Below are 19,831 nucleotides of genomic sequence, written 5' to 3' on the forward strand. Positions count from 1 at the left end.
ACATCATTGTTATTAATATGTAAGTAAAAGTGCCAATTTAGTTTATTTTTTATAGCAATTATAAGGTATTAGCGATAAATAGACGTGGCCTTAGCTTAAATAAAATGTTAACGCTGCCAATAGGTTGTCGGCATCTTGACCTTCGCCGTTAATCCACACACTTTGACTGTAATGCTCAAAATTTAAATTAAAAGTGTGGTTAGCATAGTTAAAACGCAGTTGGTGACGATCAGCCCCAGCTGCAAATTCACTAATGCTAATTTCGTCGCTGTGCAAAAAAAACGTTCCCCACAACTCAAAGTCTTCATCGTGCGGCAACTCTGTTGGTTTAACAATAATACATTGATGTCTGTGATCGTATTCAAGTTCGGTCATAAGGGACTTATTGCGTTGCTAGATAATGTCGAATTGCGGTTAAAAACTCACCGCCATATTTGTTTAATTTAGTAAAACCAACTCCCGACACTTTTAAAAATTCACTGTCGTTGGTAGGCATAAGCTGCGCCATTTCGGCCAGCGTTTTATCGTTAAATACTACATAAGGGGGTACGTCATCGGCATCGGCTAATTCTTTACGCAGTGCACGTAGGCGAGCGAATAACTTTTTATCGTAATTAAACTGCGCTAATTTATCCTGATAAACGTGCTTAGCTTGTAGGCGTGGTTCAGCCAGTTGTAGCGCATATTCACCCTTTAAAATAGCGCGTGCAGCTTCGGTAAGCCGTAGTGATGCGCCTTGAGTTATATCTTGGCTTAGTAGCCCTTGGTGAATAAGTTGGCGTAAAATACTGAGCCAAAACTCACTGCTTTTATCTTTACCTATGCCATAGGTGCTGAGTTCATGATGGTTGTTATCACGAATGCGGCTGGTATTTGCGCCGCGTAATAACTCTACAATGTAACCTAAACCAAATCGTTGCTGTGCCCGATACACACACGAAAGTGCTTGTTGGGCCACCAGTGTGCCATCAAAGCTTTTTGGAGGATTTAAGCAAATATCGCAGTTACCGCACGGCTCTCGTTGGTATTCACTAAAGTAGTTTAATAATATTTGACGTCTGCAGGTCTGCGCTTCGGCAAAACTGGCCATGGCATTAAAGCGTTGCTCTTCTACACGACGGCGTTGTTCATCGTCAATATCTTCAAAAAAGCGTCTAACCCGGCCTATATCGGCGGGGTCAAAATACATAATGGCTTCTGCAGCGAGTCCATCACGTCCAGCGCGACCGGTTTCCTGGTAATACGCTTCAATACTTTTTGGAATGTCATAGTGCAGTACAAAACGTACGTTAGGCTTGTTAATTCCCATACCAAAGGCAACGGTGGCAACCACAATTTGAATATCGTCACGGGCAAACCCAGTTTGCACAAATTGACGCTGTTCGTTACTCATTCCCGCATGATAAGCCGCCGCATTAAGACCTGCATCGGCAAGCTTTTCAGCAATGTCATCAACTCGCTTGCGGCTGGTGCAATAAATAATACCGCTTTGATTTTTTTGCTCTTTCAAATAACGTAGTAATTGCACCATAGGTTTAAATTTTTCTTCTATGGTGTAACGAATATTAGGGCGGTCAAAGCTACCGGTGTGAATATATGGCTGCTGTAGCTTGAGTTGCTCAACAATATCAAAGCGGGTGGCTTTATCAGCGGTGGCAGTGAGTGCCATCATAGGTACATGTGTAAAGCGTTGCTTTAATTCATTTAATCTAAAATAGTGAGGTCTAAAGTCATGTCCCCAATGAGAAACACAGTGTGCTTCATCAATAGCAAACAAACTGACATTTAAATGCGATAAGCGCTCTAAAAATTCCCTTTGTAGTACTTTCTCTGGGGCAACATAAAGTAATTTTATTAGCCCCTGATGCAACTGCTGATAGACTAACTGCTGTTCTTCACGGGCTAAGCTGTTATTTATATAAGCGGCTTTTACGCCCAGAGCTTGTAACTGAGTTACTTGATCTTGCATTAAAGAAATGAGCGGAGAGATAACAATGGTTACCCCCTCTAATACTAGTGCGGGTATTTGGTAACACACCGATTTACCACCACCGGTAGGCAATAATACTAACGAGTCTTGGCCGTTAATCGCAGCATCGATTACTGCACTTTGACCGTCGCGAAATTCGCTGTAACCAAACACTTGTTTGAGTACAGTTTCAGGTTTACGCACCAGCGTATTTGGAGAGGGAGTTAGTGTATTCATCGGCGCTATTTTAGTGGTTTTTTATCAGGATGTCTTTAGCTTTCATTATTTGGTGTAAACATCGGTAATGATAATCGAGGAGGTTACAACAGCTTTAAGTTGTGCTTTACTCATCGTACCACCTTAAAACATAGAGAATAATAATGAATAAAGAAATGTTGATTGAACAACTTGGGGCGTTGTTTGTTAATAATATGCCTTTTAACCAATTTTTAAAAATAGCGGTGGAGTCACTTAGTACTGAACAAGCTAAAATCTCCTTTCCTTGGCAAGATGTATTAATAGGCAACCCCGCGCAAAAAATTCTCCATGGCGGAGTTATTTCGGCGGTACTTGATAATGTCGGTGGAATGCTTGCTGCCGCCAGCGTTATAGGAAAACTAGACGATGCAGATTTACCCAGTGTACATAAAAAGTTAGCCACACTGGGGACAATAGATTTACGCACCGACTATTTACGTCCAGGCAAAGGCGAGGTATTTATTGCTAGTGCTAAGCTGATTCGCTCAGGAAATAAAGTATGCGTGTGTCGAATGGAGTTGCACAACGAGAAGTCAGTACAAATTGCTTTTGGAACGGGCACGTATTTAGTTGGCTAAAAAGTGAGAGGGGGTTAAACTGACGGCCTTTTAAATCACCAAGTGGTTACTATGTCGATTGATACCGAGCAGCGAAAGGGCGCTATTTTTGCCTGCCTCGCTTTTTTTATGTGGGGCCTCGCACCCATTTATTTTAAGATGATCCAACATGTGTCAGCATTTGAAATTTTAATGCACCGTGTTATTTGGTCTGTGGTGTTTCTTATTGTGGTGGTGAGTGTGCTCAGCTACTGGGATAAAATTAAACGCATTTTAATCCAACCTAAACTTATTTTGATGTTAGTTGTTACCTCGACCTTACTAGGGTTTAACTGGGGATTGTTTATTTGGGCCATCAATAACAATCACATGTTGGATGCCAGCCTAGGTTACTACATTAATCCTCTATTAAATGTGTTGCTTGGTATGGTGTTTTTAAACGAGCGATTACGTAAGTTGCAAGGTGCTGCTGTTGCTTTAGCTTTTACAGGCGTGTTGTTACAGCTAATTAGTTTTGGCTCATTTCCCGTGGTAGCGTTTTCATTAGCGACATCTTTCGCACTATATGGCTTATTACGTAAAAAGCTACAAGTTGATGCTCTGCCTGGGATTTTAATTGAGGCATTAATATTGTTACCCGTGGCGCTTACCTATTGGTGGCTAATGGTACCGACTGAAACGTCAAATTTACCAGTGAATGATTGGCTAACTAATGCATTATTGGTGAGCGCGGGCATAGTAACTACGCTGCCACTGCTGTGTTTTACCGGCGCGGCTAAGCGTTTGCAATATACAACGTTAGGGTTTTTTCAGTATATAGGGCCTAGCCTAATGTTTATTTTAGCGGTGGTATTATATGGTGAAGTGTTTGATGCTGAGCGCGTAATTACCTTTGCGTGTATTTGGAGCGCATTGGCTATTTTTAGTTGGGACTCATACCATCAATCGCGAAAACGCAGAAAAGCGGCCATTGTAGCCTCTGGTGTGGTTTAAAAACTAAACCACTTTATTACGACCCGACTCTTTGGCTTTGTAGAGCTTTAAGTCGGCTTGTTTTAATAGCTCATCAATCTGATAGGTTTTACTGTTGCTGAAGCCTATCGACAGCGTAAACTTGATGTTTGCTTGACTGAATTCATGACTGTTAAGCTCAATAAAAAGCCTGAAGCTCTCTAGTCGTTTTAGCGCCTCCTGTTCGGTTAGCTCAGTAAAAAATACCGCAAATTCTTCTCCGCCTAAACGGGCAACCAATTGGTTTTCAAAATATTTATTAAAGCATATCGCAAGCCCTTTAAGCACTTCATCTCCGGCATCATGACCATAGGTATCGTTAATCGCTTTAAAATGGTCAATATCAAGCATGGCGAGCTGTGCCGGCATTTTTGCTTTTTTAAACTGCTTTAATGACTTATTAGCCTCTTCAAAAAAGTAACGGCGATTAGGGAGTTTAGTTAAATAGTCGGTATTGGCTTGGCGTTTTATAGTTTCGATATGCTCTAGCATATCGACGTTTTGGCTCAACCGGCAGTAAAATTCTTCACTGTTAAAAGGTTTATATAGATAATCGTTTGCTCCATTTTTTAGAAATAAAGCAGACAAATTAGACGATGTAGCGCCTGAGATACCAATAACAGCTTTTTCGTCATTACTATAAATGCGCCTAATTTCATTACATAGCTCAATACCGCCCATGTTAGGCATTTCTTTATCTGTGATGATCACAGAGATGTCAGGGGTGTTTTCAAGCTCTTTAAGCGCCTCTAGGCCATCGGCTGCTTGAAAGATTTGATATTTATGACGTGTTAATAAATTACAAATATATTGGCGTGTTGAAGCTGAATCATCAACAACCAGTACTTTTACCTGCTTATTTCGAGGTAGGCGATAAAGCTGCTTTTCTAAATATTCGTAAGCTTGTTTATTGCCTTTGATAATGTAATCAATAATAGGGTATTTTTCGACGGTATCGCGAGTTTGATTATCGATATTGCCTGTCATAACTATGGTAGGAATATCTGCTGCAACGGTGCAGGGAACCGCTTCCCCTTGTGGGGCATCAGGTAATATAAAGTCTACCACTGCGCAAAAATAAGCATGTTTACTTATCAGCTCTTTAGTCTCAGCCAGCGACTGAGCAATATCAACCTCGTAGCCCGCTTTTTGCGCGATATGCTTTTGCACTCGCGCAATAGTAGGGGTGTCTTCAATAATAAGTATTCTGTGCGTCACGTAACAGCCTTGTTTAAATTTTGCAAAAGTGTTTGCTTATACAAGTTGTAACTGCTAAAACGCCAAAAAGCAACTATTGTAATGACTTATAGATTGTCAGCCTCAGAATAATAATCTTGGCTGATTGGTGTTGGCCCTGAAATTTTTGAGCGACCAAATAATGTATGAAATTTTGTTTTGCAGGTTGTTAGCTTTAAGTATTTAACCCATGCTCGCTCAATGGGGTTACTTGGCTCTATGATGCCACTTATTGCATTTACAAATTGTTGTTGATATTCGTTTTGCGGCTCAACTGTTTTGTTATACAAACTTTTTAAAACAACACCGTGCTGTTCTAAAATACTTGCCTCTAACAAGGTAAAGTGTCCGCTGCGGCTAAATCCGCGTGGAAAGTTTTGATCATCATAAAACTGACGTTGACTAACAAATGCTTGACGAAGTAGTGAAATATCATTGCTCATAGCTGTACCCTCATACCAATTATTAGCTGGAGTATGGGTCATAATCGCTATTTTTTTAAACAAAAAATTTTTATCGTGAGGATAAAAAATTGGACATAGATTTATTAAAAACATTTGTTGAAGTGGTGCGTACTCGCCATTTTGGTAAAGCGGCAGAAAACCTATACATAACGCAGTCTGCAGTGAGTTTTCGAATTCGTCAATTAGAGCAGGGCTTAGGCGTAAATTTATTTATTCGCCAGCGCAATAATATTCAACTAACGGCTCCGGGTGAGCGCTTGTTGCCGCATGCACAAATGATTATTACTGGAATGCAAAGGGCCAAAGTGGATGTTGCACTTGCAGATAATATGCATAAGCAAATCAGCTTGGCTGGGACTCCTAATATTTGGGATGCGTTTTTACAGTTTGGTATTACAAATATAGTATCGGCTATGCCCGGTGTATCTTTGGTGGCAGAGGTAAAAGCACAACAAGAGAGTACTCGATTACTATTAGAGCGCACCCTTGATCTAGCCATTTTATTTGATCCACCAAAAGTAGACGAACTCGTTGTTGAACGAATTTGTGAACTACCTATTATTCCGGTTAGTGGCTACGATACCGCAACAGGCGATAACTTTTTTGATAATCAATATGTTTATGTTGATTGGGGAACTACGTTTTCTCTTTGGCATGCGCGTCAGTTTACCGGTAAAACGCCGCCTTATTTTAGAACCAGTACCGGACGTATAGCCCTTGATTTAATACTGCAATGTGGCGGCAGTGCGTTTATTCCACAGGTATTAGTTAAAGATCATTTAGAAAAAGGCGAACTTTTTCATGTAAAAGGGGTAGAAAATACGTCAAGAGATGTATTTGTTGCCTATCATAGAGATAACGAACAGAAAGAGTTAATAGAAACTCTGGTTAATTTGCTGTCGCAAATGACACCGAGTTTACTGAAACAAAGTAAGTAGTCGTTAGACGGTATATTTTAGATGTTATTTTGATTTCAGATTTAATGCAGTTTTATTAACTTAAAAAGACAAAAATATGTCCTTTGTAATATTTTTGTCATTTAGCGGTGACACACTGCTGCTGTTTTAAAAATTAGTCTATTGTGTTTATCGAGGAAATAACATGAAATTTGCAAAATCGAGCCTATGCCTAGCCTTACTTAGTGGTTTATCTTTTAATGCGCTTGCAGAAGTAGACATTTACGGTAAAGCGAATGTAACCGTTCAATCATCTGATGATGGAGAAGGGTCGTTTACTGAAATTAAAAGTAATGCATCTCGTTTCGGACTTAAGGGGTCTGAAAAAATTTCAGACGGTTTAGAAGCTGTTTATAAGTTTGAGTTTCAGGTTGATGTGTCGGACGCTGACTCAAAAGGCGATAAAGATAATATTTCAGCGCGTAATCAATATGTAGGTTTTAAAGGTTCATTTGGTCAGGTAGTAATAGGCCGTAACGATACCGCGCTAAAGCAGGCGCAAGGTAAACTTGATTTATTTAATGACCTTGAAGGTGATATTAAAAACACGTTTAAAGGTGAAAACCGTTTAGGTAACTCAGTATCTTACGCTTCAAACTCATATGAAGGCTTTAAAGTGTTAGCTTCATTTATTGCAGAAGACGATAAAGATGCCAAAAATGGTTACTCAGTGGCATTAACTTACGGCGATGCAGGTCTTAAAAAGAGCGCTGTATATGCTGCTGTTGCTGCTGATAGTGAAGTAAATGGTTACGACGTAGTACGTGCAACAGTTCAAGGTAAAATTGAAGACTTTAGACTTGGCGCAATGTACCAAACACAAGAAAAAGTAGACGGTAGCGCTGAGGCTGACGGTTACTTATTGAATGCAGCTTACCTAATGGGTAGCAACACTTTTAAAGTGCAATATCAAACAATGGATTTTGATGACAGCGATGATAAAAGCGCAGTATCGGTAGGTGTTGATCACAAGCTAAACAAAAACCTTAAGGTATTTGGCTTTTACTCAAGTTTTGATATGGACAACAACGTTGACCAAGATTACCTAGGTTTAGGTATGGAATATAAGTTTTAACTAATACTTAGTTAAAACACTCCCTTTTAACCGCACTCAGCTGAGTGCGGTTTTTTTTGCTTTAAATTATTTACTTATCTGCGCATAATAGCCAAGCATTTGGAATGAGGTGAAACTCCTCAACTATACCCGTAACTGTGAACAGTTTTACTGTAAGTCAGATACAAGTGCCTTAAAACTTCATATAACGAGCGGGTTAACTCATTTTCTTTTTGGTACTTGTGGTACTGAGTGTGGGTTTTCTCTGCCTAGGATAATTTTTTGCACACTCAAACCGCTAAAAAAACTGCACTTCTAACCGTTAATAATGTCTCTTGGCGAGTGGGTAACACCTTAATCCTTGAGCATATTAATGTGAGTATTGAGCGTGGCAAGTTTGTTGGCTTAATTGGTCCTAATGGTGCGGGAAAATCGAGTTTACTGCGGTGCTTGTATCGATTTAATCAGCCGTCAGCGGGAGAGGTTAAATTTAATAACACCGATATTTGGCAACTAAAAAGCGAAGACTACGCAAAGCAAGTTGCCGTTGTGCTCCAAGAAACACCGTCGCAATTTAACCTCTCGTTATTCGATGTTGTGGCTCTAGGGCTTACGCCACATAAAACGTTATTCAGTTCGACCACCCAAGCAGATAAACAAAAAATAGCTCAGGCTATTAGCCATGTGGGGCTTGAATCTCATAGTACTCAATTATTTGATTCGCTATCTGGCGGTGAAAAGCAACGAGCCTTTATTGCCCGCGCTATTGTGCAGCAACCGCAACTTCTTATTATGGATGAACCAACTAGTCACCTTGATGTGAAATATCAAATTCAACTGATGGAGCTGGCTAAATCTCTAGGAATTACCGTGTTTGCGTCATTTCATGACTTAAATTTAGCTGCTGCTATGTGTGATGAGTTAGTGGTTATTAAAAATGGAAAAGTTGTTGATGCAGGTAAGCCAAATAAAGTGGTCACTGAGCAGATGCTGGATGAGGTGTTTGGCGTTTGTGCACAAGTGAGCACTCACCCTCAATCAGCAGCTTCGGGTGAGGCTATTCCTCATATTACTTATTATTATGGATACCAATAATATGACGGTTTTTTCTAACCATACCGTTGCATTAATCGCTGCGCTACTATGCGCACTATTAAGTTTATTTATTGCACTGAGTTTTGGTGCGGCACCCACGTCGCTCGCAGATGTATATCAAAGCTTAACCTTTTCAAACGAGGCTTTATTTACCAGCCGTATTATTATTGAATTAAGAATGCCACGTACTTTACTGGCTTTTTTAGCTGGGAGTGGCTTAGCGATTGCAGGTTTAATACTACAAACAGTCACCCGTAACCCCTTAGCAGATCCTTATTTATTTGGTATTTCGTCCGGCGCTTCATTAGGTGTGGTTATACTAATGTCTTTTGTGGGAGCTGGGGCGGGTATTGCGCTATCTGGGGCGGCATTAACCGGTAGTTTAGTGGCGATGGGATTATTAATTTTAATTGCTGGCAGCCAGCGTAATGCCCAAGTTGAATCGATGTTATTGGCGGGGGTAGCCTTATCATTTTTATTTAGTGCTTTTACTAGTTTGTTACTTTATTGGAGCGATCCACAAGCAGTCGCGGCTATTTTATTTTGGACTTTAGGTAGTTTTGCTAAAGCACAGTGGCAGTCGCTGCTGTTACCTGTCTTAGTCATTATAGTCTGTACAATAATCATGTTGGGTTTTAGGCGCCAGCTTAATGCCATGTTGTTAGGCGATGAAAGTGCGACAACGCTTGGCGTAAGAGTACATCGTTTTAGAATTTTAATGCTTATTTTAAGCTCGTTGATCACGGCCGTGTTAGTTGCCAACTGTGGTGGTATTGGTTTTGTTGGCTTGATGGTGCCACACATAGTGCGCTTTTTTATCTCTCAAGGTAGCCGCGTTGGATTATTAATGACCGGATTAGTTGGGGGAATATTTATGGTGTGGGTCGATGTGCTTGCTCGTTCACTATTAAGCAACCAAGAGCTGCCAATTGGGGTGATCACGGCGGCTATCGGCAGTCTATTCTTTTTAAGTATATTGTATTTTCGTAAGCGTCAGCTGGTGGTTCAATAATGAAAACACTAATGGTACAAGGCACTACCTCAGATGCGGGTAAAAGTACCCTGGTTGCAGCACTTTGCAGAGTGTTTGCTAATCAAGGTGTTAATGTTGCGCCGTTTAAACCGCAAAATATGGCGCTTAATAGTGCCGTAACGCATGATGGCGGTGAAATTGGTAGAGCACAAGCATTACAAGCCGTTGCGGCAAAAGTAGCACCTGAAATAGACTTCAACCCGATATTACTCAAACCCAATAGTGATACTGGCGCGCAAGTTATTATTCATGGTAGGGCTATTAGCAATATGGAAGCCGACTCTTACCATGACTATAAAAAAGTGGCTATGGATGCGGTATTAACCTCGCATAATCGTTTAGCTAAACGCTTTGACTTGTTGTTGGTTGAAGGGGCTGGCAGCCCAGCTGAAATTAACTTACGCGCAAACGATATTGCCAATATGGGCTACGCCGAAAAGGTCGATTGCCCGGTTATTATTATTGCCGATATTGATAAAGGGGGTGTGTTTGCTCACCTCGTAGGGACTTTGGCGCTATTAAGCGAGTCTGAGCAAGCACGGGTAAAAGGCTTTGTGATTAATCGTTTTCGTGGTGACATTAGCCTATTACAAGGCGGGTTAGATTGGCTTGAAGAGTACACAGGTAAACCTGTGTTAGGGGTGTTACCCTACCTACACGATTTAGCACTTGATGCCGAAGATGCTGTTGCCATAGATAATAATGTTACCGAGGCCAGCATTAATATTGCGGTGCTGCTAGTGCCTCATATTAGTAACCATACCGATTTTGATGCACTGCGATTACACCCACATATAAATATAACCTATGTGCGCCATACTCAAACAATTCCTGATGTTGATTTAATTATTGTGCCTGGCAGTAAAAATGTACTTAGCGATTTGGTATTTTTAAAAAATGAAGGCTGGGATCAGCAAATAAAACACCATTTACGCTATGGTGGCAAAGTATTGGGTATTTGCGGCGGTATGCAAATGCTAGGTAATACGATTTGTGACCCTAATGCGGTGGAATCATCATTAGGGCAAATAGCTGGGTTAGCGCTTAGTGATTTTGATACCATTTTAGGTGAGCAAAAAGTGCTAAGCCAAGTAAATGCAATACTCAATTTAAACCAGCAGCAGGCTGCTTGTCAGGGTTACGAAATACATGCTGGGATCAGTAAAGGTCAAGCGCTCAACAAACCACTTATTCGCTTTAATAAACACCCAAATGGCTTTGAAACTGATGGTTTTATTAGTGATGATAATGCTATTGCTGGTACTTATTTACATGGCTTATTTGACAACGCAGCCGCTACAGAGCTGCTATTAAAGTGGCTAAAACCAGACAGTGAAATTAGTGGTATCAGCATCAATGAGCATCGCGAGCGCCAGCTAGAACGCCTCGCTGAAATGTGCCAAACACATTTAAACATTGAACAAATTATTAAAATTTACCAAGGACATAACAATGACTGAATCAACAAACGACAAGCACCAACAGCGCCAGCAAAAAGTAAAAGAACAAGTTGATGCTCGAGTAGCAGCGGCACAGCAAGAAAAAGGCATTTTTCAGGTTATTACTGGTAATGGCAAAGGTAAATCAACCTCTGGTTTTGGTGTGGTTGCACGCTGTGTTGGCCATGGTAAAAAGGCCGCGGTATGTCAGTTCATTAAAGGTACATGGGAATGTGGTGAGCGTAATTTACTACAAGGAGCTGGAGTTGAATTTGCTGTTATGAACACAGGTTTTACTTGGGATACGCAAAATAAAGAGGCCGATACTGCGGCAGCACAAGCAACATGGCAAGAGTCAAAGCGGATGCTAAGCGACAGCAGTATCGATGTGGTATTACTCGATGAGCTCACCTATATGGTGACCTATGGCTATATCGACCTTGAGGAAGTGGTTGCTGCAATTAACAACCGACCTGTAATGCAATCGGTAATTATTACTGGCCGTGCTGCGCACCGTACATTAATTGAACTGGCCGATACGGTAAGTGAAGTACGAAATGTAAAACATGCATTTGAGTCGGGCGTAAAAGCACTAAAAGGCTTTGATTACTAATGTTAAAACGCATTGTTCTTGGGCTGTTATTGTTTGCTGTTTATGTACCTCAAGCCTTAGCCGACAAGCCGCTTCGTATTGTGGCTTTGGCACCACACATAGTCGAAAATTTATATGCCATTGGGGCGGGTGCTCTAATAGTGGGCACGCTGGATTACGCAGATTACCCACAAGAGGCGACTAAAATTGAACGTATCGGCGGCTATAATGGCATTTCTATCGAAAAGTTACTCATGCTCAAGCCTGACATGGTCATTGCGTGGAAAAGCGGTAATCAGGCAGAAGATTTAGCACAAATTAAGCGACTAGGGATTGAATTGCATTTAAGTAATCCACGCTCTATTGAAGGCGTTGCTAAAGAAATACTAAAACTAGGTCAATTAACTGGTCATATTGAGCAAAGTAAAAAGGTAGCAGAGGCATTTACAGCTAAGCTCAACGCAATTAAAGCCGCGCAGCAAAATAAAACCACGCTTACTGGGTTTTATCAGCTGTGGCCTGAGCCTATGATGACGGTATCAAAAAATACCTGGATAAATCAGTTAATCGAAACCTGCCAAGTAACTAATGTATTTGCCGACAGCGACACAGATTACCCACAAATCAGTATTGAAAACGTGATAGTGACTAAGCCACAAGTTATTATTATTCCTGATGAAAAATCAAAACGGGTAATACCTACAGTTAATTGGCAGCAATGGCCTGAAATTCCGGCGGTTAAATATGAGCAATTTATTAGCGTTAACGCGGATTTATTACATCGTTTTTCCCCTAGAATGCTTGATGGGTTAGCACAAATGTGTGACAAAGTTGAGGTATCTAGAAAACTTATTAAGAGTCAATTATGAGCAACTGGTCATCTTTTTTAAACCATGAACTTAGCCAAGCATATATGCAGCAAACCCTTGAATATGTTACGAATAAACGAGCTGAAGGCATTGCTGTATACCCACCAGAACCGCAGGTGTTTAGCGCATTTGATGCAACTCCACTTAGCGACATTAAAGTGGTTATATTAGGTCAAGACCCTTACCATGGAGAAGGGCAAGCGCATGGCTTGTGTTTTTCTGTATTGCCTGAAGTTAAAAAGCTCCCGCCTTCACTTAAAAATATTTATAAAGAGTTAGTGACTGACATTAATGGTTTTATTACGCCAGAGCATGGCTATTTACAAAGCTGGGCAGATCAAGGTGTGTTTTTGCTTAATACCGTACTAACAGTAGAGCAAGGGCAAGCCCATTCCCATAAACATTTAGGTTGGGAGCAATTTACTGATAACGTAATTACTCATATAAATGAGCATTGCCTAGGAGTGGTGTTTATTTTGTGGGGCGCACATGCACAAAAAAAAGGTAAAAGCATTGATCGCCAGCGCCATCATATATTGTCTGGACCGCACCCTTCACCGCTTTCAGCGCATCGCGGCTTTTTTGGCTGTCAGCACTTTTCAAAAACCAATGAGCTGTTAATAGCGCAAGGAGCACAGCCCATTAATTGGCAAGTATAGGTTAATTGGTATTAAAAAAGGCTTTCATAAATGAAAGCCTTTTTAGATGCTGTTGTTGATTAAAACTCTAACTCATCAATAGCAATACTATCAGCAAAATAGTCGAGCTCCTGTAGTTCTTTGCGCAAACGTTGCTTATCTTTTATTGCTTCTATTTCGCGCCATTTTCTTTTTTTATTTTTTTGAGAGGTTTTTTTCGATGTATCAGAACCTTCTAATATTTCTATTATTTCGTTTAGGCTATCCATTGATTATCTCCTATTGACCACTTTTTGAACCTCGGCATTATCTATACCATAGCTATTAATAAAATAGAATATAAATGTGACGAAACTGTTACTAATGGGTGGTGTTTTGATGAAGATCAATACAAAAAGAACGTAAATAGGAACAAGTCGAGTATTTAAAATAAATCGCAGGCACAAAAAAACGTCGCTAAAAAGCGACGTTTTTAAATTCGTTAAACAGCTGTTAGTTACATCGCTTTAAAGCGTGCTTCTAATTGCTCTTGCGCATCTGCAAATGAGCGAATACCTTCAGCTAGTTTCTCAGTAGCCATAGCATCTTGGTTATGTAACCAACGGAACTGTGCTTCGCTAAGTGGCTCTGGTTTTGGCTCTTTAGCAATATCGCTCTCTAGTAAGTATTCTTGTGCGTCTTCTAAATTACCTAGCTCTTCTAAAAGATTAGGGCTAATTGTTAGCTTATCGCAGCCTGTAAGGGCAATAATTTCACCGGTGTTACGAAAGCTTGCGCCCATAACAACCGTTTTGTAATCGTGACGTTTATAAAACTCAAAAATACTACGCACCGATTGTACACCCGGGTCTTGTAGCGGGTCGGTTGGTTTTTCCATACCGTTTGCTACGTGCCAATCTAAAATTCTGCCAACAAATGGCGAAATTAAAAATACGTTTGCATCAGCACAGGCACGGGCTTGAGCATCACTAAATAAAAGCGTTAAGTTACATTTAGTGCCTTCTTTTTCTAACTGTTCTGCGGCTTTAATGCCTTCCCAAGTAGAGGCAACTTTAATTAAAATCTTGTCTTTGCTTACACCTTCTTTCTCGTAAAGGCTTAGTAAAGTATGTGCTTTATTAATTGTTGCTTGGGTATCAAATGATAAACGTGCATCAACCTCAGTAGAAATATAACCCGGAATAATTTCGCTAATTTCTTTACCGAGTAACACTGCAAAATAGTCACAAGCCAGCTCTAGTTGTTTTGCAGGCTGTTGCTCGGTTTCTTTAGCGTATTGCCATGCTTTATCTAGATAAGGTTTGTAAGCTTCAATCTCGCTCGCTTTTAAAAGCAGCGATGGATTGGTAGTCGCATCTTCAGGTTGATGTTTTTTTATGGCTTCTATATCGCCCGTGTCGGCCACGATAGAAGAATGTTGTTTAAGCCTTTGTAGAGCGCTAGTCATTTGCTTTTCCTCATTCCAAGCAAGTTAAAAGAAAATCTAAACTACCTTAATATAGCTATACTGCAACAGTGTGACAATGCTTGATAGGTCTTATGTCCTTATCAATGAAAAAACGGTAACGGTTGAGTTTTAGGTAGGATAATTTTAAACAAAACGTGCTTTTCGTCTCATTTAATGTTGAAATTGACATTAAATAATTTACAAGTCAATAGCTAACTATGATCACTGTTATTTCACCAGCAAAGAATCTTGATTACGACACGCCACCCGCAACAGATAAGTTCACTCAACCTGAATTACTTGAGCACAGCGAAGCGCTCATGAAAGTATGCCGTGAACTAACTCCTGCGCAGATTGGTAGTTTAATGAAAATTAGCGATAAGCTCGCGGGCCTTAATGCAGCACGTTTTAGTGAGTGGGCGCAACCGTTTACTACGAGTAATGCTAAACAAGCGGTGCTTGCCTTTAATGGCGATGTATATGGCGGTTTAGATGCCGACACCCTAACGGCTAAGCAACTTGATTATGCTCAAGAGCATTTACGTATACTCTCGGGTTTATACGGATTATTAAAACCACTTGATTTAATGCAAGCCTACCGCCTAGAAATGGGTACAAAGCTTGAAAACAGCCGTGGTAAAAACCTATATGAGTTTTGGGGCAGTATTATTGCTAATAAACTTAACGACGTTTTAGCGGCACAAGATGCACAATACTTAGTTAATTTAGCGTCTAACGAATACTTTAAAGCGGTAGATAAAAAAACGCTTAACGCACAAATTATTACGCCACATTTTAAAGACTGTAAAAACGGCCAATATAAAGTGATTAGCTTTTACGCTAAAAAAGCGCGCGGCATGATGGCGCGTTACCTTATCGAAAACCAAGTCACGCAATTAAGTCAGCTTAAAGAGTTTACCGTGGCCGGTTATTACTTTAGCTCAGAAGTAACCACTAAAGAACTTGAACCGGTATTTTTGCGCGAAGAGCAAAGCTAACACACTTTTTTAAAATGTTTAAAAAGCCATGCATTGCATGGCTTTTTATTTTGGCGCTATTTTTGCAGACCTTAGGTTATTAACCCAAACTAAGGTATAAAAACAAATGCTCTCAATTCCCTCAATTACAGAAGCCGAAAAACTCATAGAAGAGAAGCTCGGCGGTTGGTTTGATGTTGTTATAAGTCATATCCCTAACTTTATAGTCGCGGTGATTATTGCGATTATATTTTCATTTATTGCCCGCCTTGCAGGCAAAGGAATGAAAAAAGTATTGCGTCGTTCCCTCGATTCTACTCAAATTGCCGACTTAATGGCCTCCATTTTTAAAGTCATTGTTTTGAGTGTAGGAGTCTTTATTGCCCTTGATTTTATGGGTTTAAAAAGTACCGTTACGTCACTACTTGCGGGTGCAGGTATTGTTGGTCTCGCCATTGGTTTTGCTTTTCAAGATATGACCGAAAACCTAATTGCGGGTATTGCTATGGGTATTCGTAAACCGTTCAAAGCGGGTGATGTTATCGAGACCGATAACGTATTTGGTTCAGTGCATTCAATAAATTTACGTAACACACTAATAGAGAGCTTTTACGGGCAGTTGATACTGGTTCCTAATAAAATACTATTTAGAAATGTACTGCGTAATTACAGCACTTTAGGGGTCAGAAGAATAGAAGTACCAGTAGGTATTTCTTACGCTGACGATATAGAAAAAGCCAGTGAAGTTATTGTCGAAAAAATTAATCAATTCGACTTTGTGATCCGCAAAGATGAGACCGCGGTGTACGCAGAAGGCTTTGGTGATAGCAGTATAAACTTATTGGTATGGTTTTGGATTAAATACCCTGGTGAGCCCGATTTTATGACGGTGCGTCACAAAGGTGTTGTGGCAGTAAAGCAAGCACTCGATGCTGCTGATATAAGTATTCCGTTTCCTATTCGTACGTTGGATTTCGGTATTAAAGGCGGTGAAAAACTCGATGCCATGATAAGCGATAAAATAAGTCAGCAGTCAACTAGTAAAGAGGCTGATAGCAACACTGATACAAGCCAGGAAAGCAATTAATTTTAAATTTACAAGGGAAAGCGGTAGGAAAAACTTACTGACTATCAGCGCGTTTTTACAAAGTAAAAACGCGCTTTTTATTATAATTAATTGATGTTCGGAAGTAACTAAAGCCTTGCGTTGACTAATTTAAAAGAGTCTCAATTAGAAAACTATATCGATAAGGTTTCTCATTTCAAAATAGATTATTTAATTAATCGAATATGTTCTCAAGCTTGATGCAAGCCCTATATAGAAGTGTCTTTGAGTAAAGGATTCAATGGTATAAGTAGCTGCAATGAGCGTCGCGATTGGCGCGTAAACTAAAAGGCTTTTAATCAAGCTATTTATACTGGCTCGGGAGTATGTTCTGCATTAAATTATATCTTGCAGGCCATAAAAAGCGCCGCTTGTGTTGGAGCAACAAGCAGCGCTGAAGAATAAGTTAAGAAGGAGGTGTATTAAATAACACTAATTTTGTTACGAATGACTTTAACCCCATCCATATTTTCTAAAAACTTTTGAGCAAGAGCACGTTCAAAACCGCTATTAGCTTTGCCTTTGAGTTCAACGTCGCCATTTTCAACCTGTACGTTTAAATTTTTTAATTCTAGGTTTGGGTTAGTACGTAATTCATGAGTAATAGATTGCTGTAAAGTAGCTTGTGTGGCCACACTACTCACTATCGCTAAATGCGTTGCTGCACTAACTTTAAAAGCAGAGACTAATAAAAATAAACAACAAAACGAAATAAAACCGATAGTAAATTTAATGCGACTCATAACTATATCCTTAGTGTGTTTTGAAAAATTATCGCCGTTATTTGGCGTTTTAATACTCATATATTGACTAGGGTTACAAGTTTCATTCCAAATTTAACTGTTTGAAATAATTGGGTATTTTATTAAGTGGTTATTCAGCTAAGTAGTTTTTACATATTACTCTGAATTGCTTACTCACTGTTTTTAAGCCACAAAAAAGCCGACAAACGTCGGCTCAATCAAATATATTCAAGCTAGAGCTATTTTTTCTTCTTAGCTTTGGCTTTTTTCTTCGCTTTCATTTTTACTGGATCTTTACGCTTTTTAACTGGTGGCTTAGCTTCTTTATGTTTTGGCTCTAATCCTTTAAATACACGGCGTTTTAGCTTCTGCTCTATGTAACGTTCTACTTTGTAAAGGATGCCAATATCGTGTGCTTCAATTAGTGAAATTGCTATGCCTTTTTTACCCGCGCGACCTGTACGGCCAATACGGTGTACGTAAACATCTGCAGTGCGAGGCATATCAAAGTTAATTACGTGGCTTATATCAGCTACATCAATACCACGCGCGGCTACATCGGTCGCGACTAAAATGCGGGTTTTGCCACTGTGGAAATTTTCCATCGCTTTCATGCGTTTATCTTGTGGCATTTCACCACGTAGCCACGCAGCTTTAACGCCGTTATTGGTTAGTTCACCAATAAGGGTTTCAAGGCGCTCACGAGTTTTTACAAACACAATCGCTTTACTAACATCAGGGCCGTTTAAGGTGTTAACTAATAGCTCAAGCTTGTGATGGTAATCGTCAGCCAAATGAACCCATTGGTGTATTTTAGCTTTTTCTTTGCGTGATGATTCGGCTTCAAGTAGAGCCGGGTCGTTTAAAATACGCTCTGCAAATAATTCTACGCTGTCACCTTCAAGAGTAGCTGAGAATAAAAAGCACTGACGACGATTTTTAGCTTCATCACAAATACGCAGCATTTCTTTACGAAAGCCCATGTCGAGCATGCGGTCGGCTTCATCAAGAATGAGCATTTCTACGTTTTCTGCGTGGAAGTTTTCAGTTTCCAAATACTCCATTAAACGCCCAGGTGTGGCGATTAAAATGTCGTTATTATTTTCAAAAATTTCTTTATGTGTACCGTAATTAATACCGCCGGTAACCACCCCAATTTTTAAGTGGGTTTGTTTTGCAAGTAACTCACATTGTTCATGAATTTGATAAGCAAGCTCGCGAGTTGGGGTCATAATTAATACCCGTGCAAAGCCCGGATCACGACGCGGGAAATCCATTAAATATTGAATTGCTGGAATTAAGAATGCCGCCGTTTTACCCGTACCTGTCGGTGCAGACGCTAAAATATCACGCCCTTGCAACGCCTCAGGAATGGCTTGTTGTTGAATGCTAGTAGGGGTTTCAAAACCCATTTTATTAATAGCATTGAGTAGCTTATTATCAAGATCAAATTCAGAAAATTGCATAGAGTGTCAAAAATAGGGGACAATTGCCGTTAATTATACGCACTTAAACCTACTTGGTGAATGAAAAGGTGAAAAAATGTCTGGTTTTGCATTTAAACAATTTAAGGTTGAGCACGACCAGTGCGCCATGAAGGTCTCTACCGATGGTATTTTACTTGGGGCATGGGCTGATTTAAGCGGTGCAAGTTCGTTATTAGATATTGGCACAGGTACGGGGTTACTGGCGTTAATGTGTAAACAGCGAGTGCCAGATTTAAAGGTGAGTGCGGTTGAGGTTGATGAAGCCGCCTACCAGCAAGCTGTAAAAAATTGCCAGCAAAGCCCTTGGCCTGATATTAGTATTTATCATCAAGGCATTCAGCATTTTGCGGCTGAGACTAAATTTGATTGCGTTATATCTAATCCGCCTTATTTTAATCACAGTTTAAAAAGTGATAATGCAGCACGCAATGCCGCTCGCCATACCGATGGTTTAAGCTTTGCAGAACTGATTGCTGCGTTTAAACGCTTAACGCATAAACAGGCACACTTTAATTTAATTTTACCCAGCAAAGAGGCACAGTTATTTATAACCTTGGCGCAGCAACAAGGGCTGTATTTAAACGCGCATTGCAAAGTAAAAACTACACCGAGTAAAGTGTTCAGCCGCAGCTTAATGCGCTTTAGCTCAATCAAAACAGAATTAGAGCAATCAGTGCTTTGCATAAAAGATGAAAACAACACCTACACAGCTGATTATGTCGGGCTTTGCAAAGCATTTTATTTAAAGATGTAAGCTATAAATTGAGCTTAGTTATTTAAAAAGAAAGATAATTTACCCATTATGCATACGTATTCAGTTTTTATTTAATCAATCACCAGACTAGTGTTAACCACTTGTAAATAACGTCGAGTATGTTGTTTAACTCGCTCAACACTTGGA

The 19,831-nt window shown here is 40.0% G+C and carries 21 protein-coding genes and 1 riboswitch; of the genes, 13 read left to right on the forward strand and 8 right to left on the reverse strand.

What is annotated here, in order from left to right; all coding sequences use genetic code 11:
• Positions 1–90 precede the first annotated feature (90 nt).
• On the reverse strand, positions 91–375 hold the full coding sequence (locus ACZ5WS_RS06160) for a DUF3630 family protein (protein WP_413400771.1): 285 nt from the start codon (positions 373–375) through the stop codon (positions 91–93).
• Positions 376–382: 7 nt separating this feature from the next.
• Positions 383–2,206, reverse strand: coding sequence for a DNA helicase RecQ (gene recQ, locus ACZ5WS_RS06165; protein ID WP_008467757.1), 1,824 nt, complete (start codon positions 2,204–2,206; stop codon positions 383–385).
• Positions 2,207–2,349: 143 nt separating this feature from the next.
• Here recQ and ACZ5WS_RS06170 point away from each other — a divergent pair, with 143 nt between their 5' ends.
• Both ACZ5WS_RS06170 and rarD read left to right on the forward strand, forming a co-directional pair.
• Complete coding sequence (locus tag ACZ5WS_RS06170) at positions 2,350–2,805, forward strand: thioesterase family protein (protein WP_464711159.1); 456 nt, start codon at positions 2,350–2,352, stop codon at positions 2,803–2,805.
• 51 nt (positions 2,806–2,856) lie between these two features.
• Positions 2,857–3,777, forward strand: a complete 921-nt coding sequence (gene rarD / locus ACZ5WS_RS06175; protein WP_464711161.1) for an EamA family transporter RarD — start codon at positions 2,857–2,859, stop codon at positions 3,775–3,777.
• 3 nt (positions 3,778–3,780) lie between these two features.
• Here the strand turns inward: rarD and ACZ5WS_RS06180 are convergent, their stop codons facing one another.
• The gene (locus ACZ5WS_RS06180; RefSeq protein WP_138606647.1) at positions 3,781–5,013 is read right to left on the reverse strand and encodes a GGDEF domain-containing response regulator; all 1,233 of its coding nucleotides are present in this window, start codon (positions 5,011–5,013) and stop codon (positions 3,781–3,783) included.
• A gap of 86 nt (positions 5,014–5,099) precedes the next feature.
• Positions 5,100–5,474 carry a MaoP family protein gene (locus ACZ5WS_RS06185; protein ID WP_138606645.1) on the reverse strand — a complete coding sequence of 125 codons (375 nt, stop codon included), beginning with the start codon at positions 5,472–5,474 and terminating at the stop codon, positions 5,100–5,102.
• Between the two features lie 89 nt (positions 5,475–5,563).
• Here ACZ5WS_RS06185 and ACZ5WS_RS06190 point away from each other — a divergent pair, with 89 nt between their 5' ends.
• The 8 genes from ACZ5WS_RS06190 to ung all read left to right on the forward strand — a co-directional run bounded on the left by ACZ5WS_RS06190 (position 5,564) and on the right by ung (position 13,192).
• Positions 5,564–6,433: a LysR family transcriptional regulator gene (locus ACZ5WS_RS06190; protein WP_008467766.1), complete on the forward strand. Its 870-nt coding sequence runs from the start codon at positions 5,564–5,566 to the stop codon at positions 6,431–6,433.
• 163 nt (positions 6,434–6,596) lie between these two features.
• A complete protein-coding gene (locus ACZ5WS_RS06195; protein WP_138606643.1) occupies positions 6,597–7,526 on the forward strand; it encodes a porin in 930 nt (309 codons plus the stop codon).
• Between the two features lie 49 nt (positions 7,527–7,575).
• Positions 7,576–7,713, forward strand: a riboswitch (cobalamin riboswitch).
• A gap of 74 nt (positions 7,714–7,787) precedes the next feature.
• Positions 7,788–8,600 (forward strand): ABC transporter ATP-binding protein, encoded by an 813-nt coding sequence (locus ACZ5WS_RS06200; protein WP_464711164.1) that lies wholly within the window; start codon positions 7,788–7,790, stop codon positions 8,598–8,600.
• A 1-nt stretch (position 8,601) separates the two neighbouring features.
• On the forward strand, positions 8,602–9,612 hold the full coding sequence (locus ACZ5WS_RS06205; protein WP_178956560.1) for a FecCD family ABC transporter permease: 1,011 nt from the start codon (positions 8,602–8,604) through the stop codon (positions 9,610–9,612).
• On the forward strand, positions 9,612–11,093 hold the full coding sequence (locus ACZ5WS_RS06210) for a cobyric acid synthase (RefSeq protein WP_464711166.1): 1,482 nt from the start codon (positions 9,612–9,614) through the stop codon (positions 11,091–11,093). Before ACZ5WS_RS06205 ends, ACZ5WS_RS06210 begins: the two co-directional genes overlap by 1 nt.
• Positions 11,086–11,685: a cob(I)yrinic acid a,c-diamide adenosyltransferase gene (cobO, locus tag ACZ5WS_RS06215; protein ID WP_016900538.1), complete on the forward strand. Its 600-nt coding sequence runs from the start codon at positions 11,086–11,088 to the stop codon at positions 11,683–11,685. Before ACZ5WS_RS06210 ends, cobO begins: the two co-directional genes overlap by 8 nt.
• Entirely contained in the window at positions 11,685–12,533 is an 849-nt protein-coding gene (locus tag ACZ5WS_RS06220) for a cobalamin-binding protein (protein ID WP_464711168.1), read from the forward strand. The genes cobO and ACZ5WS_RS06220 overlap by 1 nt, the downstream gene beginning before the upstream one ends.
• Complete coding sequence (gene ung / locus ACZ5WS_RS06225; RefSeq protein WP_464711170.1) at positions 12,530–13,192, forward strand: uracil-DNA glycosylase; 663 nt, start codon at positions 12,530–12,532, stop codon at positions 13,190–13,192. The genes ACZ5WS_RS06220 and ung overlap by 4 nt, the downstream gene beginning before the upstream one ends.
• Positions 13,193–13,251: 59 nt before the next feature.
• Here the strand turns inward: ung and ACZ5WS_RS06230 are convergent, their stop codons facing one another.
• The gene (locus tag ACZ5WS_RS06230) at positions 13,252–13,440 is read right to left on the reverse strand and encodes a DUF3545 family protein (protein ID WP_008110646.1); all 189 of its coding nucleotides are present in this window, start codon (positions 13,438–13,440) and stop codon (positions 13,252–13,254) included.
• 227 nt (positions 13,441–13,667) lie between these two features.
• The gene (tal, locus tag ACZ5WS_RS06235; RefSeq protein WP_464711172.1) at positions 13,668–14,618 is read right to left on the reverse strand and encodes a transaldolase; all 951 of its coding nucleotides are present in this window, start codon (positions 14,616–14,618) and stop codon (positions 13,668–13,670) included.
• A 218-nt stretch (positions 14,619–14,836) separates the two neighbouring features.
• On the opposite strand from tal, the gene yaaA reads away from it, so the two are divergent.
• Together yaaA and ACZ5WS_RS06245 are read left to right on the forward strand one after the other, a co-directional pair.
• Positions 14,837–15,616 (forward strand): peroxide stress protein YaaA, encoded by a 780-nt coding sequence (gene yaaA, locus ACZ5WS_RS06240; protein WP_464711174.1) that lies wholly within the window; start codon positions 14,837–14,839, stop codon positions 15,614–15,616.
• A gap of 106 nt (positions 15,617–15,722) precedes the next feature.
• Positions 15,723–16,682, forward strand: coding sequence for a mechanosensitive ion channel family protein (locus tag ACZ5WS_RS06245; RefSeq protein WP_138606631.1), 960 nt, complete (start codon positions 15,723–15,725; stop codon positions 16,680–16,682).
• A 440-nt stretch (positions 16,683–17,122) separates the two neighbouring features.
• Here ACZ5WS_RS06245 and ACZ5WS_RS06250 read toward each other — a convergent pair whose 3' ends face one another.
• Together ACZ5WS_RS06250 and srmB are read right to left on the reverse strand one after the other, a co-directional pair.
• On the reverse strand, positions 17,123–17,443 hold the full coding sequence (locus tag ACZ5WS_RS06250; protein WP_138606629.1) for a BON domain-containing protein: 321 nt from the start codon (positions 17,441–17,443) through the stop codon (positions 17,123–17,125).
• A gap of 239 nt (positions 17,444–17,682) precedes the next feature.
• On the reverse strand, positions 17,683–18,909 hold the full coding sequence (srmB, locus tag ACZ5WS_RS06255; RefSeq protein WP_010391528.1) for an ATP-dependent RNA helicase SrmB: 1,227 nt from the start codon (positions 18,907–18,909) through the stop codon (positions 17,683–17,685).
• Positions 18,910–18,985: 76 nt separating this feature from the next.
• Here srmB and ACZ5WS_RS06260 point away from each other — a divergent pair, with 76 nt between their 5' ends.
• On the forward strand, positions 18,986–19,684 hold the full coding sequence (locus ACZ5WS_RS06260; RefSeq protein ID WP_464711176.1) for a tRNA1(Val) (adenine(37)-N6)-methyltransferase: 699 nt from the start codon (positions 18,986–18,988) through the stop codon (positions 19,682–19,684).
• Positions 19,685–19,831: the final 147 nt, after the last annotated feature.

The organism is Pseudoalteromonas sp. 11L1 (genome assembly GCF_055397545.1).